The organism is Mesorhizobium sp. M2A.F.Ca.ET.067.02.1.1 (assembly GCF_004023285.1).
In the GTDB taxonomy this organism is placed as follows: Bacteria; Pseudomonadota; Alphaproteobacteria; order Rhizobiales; family Rhizobiaceae; genus Mesorhizobium.
The window spans coordinates 1-772 of sequence record NZ_RZSB01001303.1 but is presented as its reverse complement, the minus strand read 5'-3'; the positions used below and the strand labels follow the sequence as shown (position 1 = coordinate 772).

Sequence of the window (772 nt, the reverse complement as noted above, 5' to 3'; positions counted from 1 at the left end):
GATTGCTGGACGCTTGGGCGGATGGAAATGGGGTTTGGGGGGTTAGGGGCAAGGGTCGCTTGGAGGCGACCTTCGCGTTCGTAATCCTCGGGCTTGACCCGAGGATCCATGCCGTGACGTTTGCCGAAGGACGCGACGGGCCAGAATTCTGCACCGTAGCCGCGCTCGCAGGGTATGGCATGGATCCCAGGGTCTGCGCCGCGTCGCTCCGCTCCTTGCTTCGCCCTGGGATGACGAACTCACGAGCGGATTTGCCAACCACGGGCGTCGAAGAATGCCCCTGTCTCCAGCGGCCAGGCGAAGCTTTCCGTCCTTCTCTAGGTGACATAACGCTTCCCCTGGTTATATGATAAAAGCACTCCACTAAAACGGAGGAGCCTCCGTTTATTTAGCTGGGGTCTGGCCAGTCATGGTTCAACCCCCATATTGCGTTGGTGGAGAAAAAAGTGCCCGAGCCCGAAATGATCGCTGAAGCGACGCGCGATGCGCCGGCGCCAAAGCCGCTGCGCGCCGATGCGCAGCGCAACCGCGACAGGCTGGTCGAGGTGGCGGCGCAGATGTTTGCCAGCGACGGCGTCGACGCCTCGCTGGAGGAGATCGCCAAGCGGGCAGGGGTCGGCATCGGCACGCTCTACCGCCATTTCCCGACGCGCGAGCATCTGGTCGAGGTGGTCTACCGCCGCGAGGTGGAAGGCCTCTGCCACGCCGCTGACGAACTTGCCCACGAGCATCCGGCCGACGTCGCGCTGGAGCTCTGGATGCAGCGCTTCGT

At 63.3% G+C, this 772-nt stretch carries 1 protein-coding gene; it reads left to right on the top strand.

Going from position 1 to position 772, the window contains the following annotated elements; translation table 11 throughout:
• Window positions 1-461: 461 nt before the first annotated feature.
• The coding region (locus tag EOA28_RS37455; RefSeq protein ID WP_148671196.1) for a helix-turn-helix domain-containing protein at window positions 462-772 on the top strand (311 nt) is incomplete at its 3' end.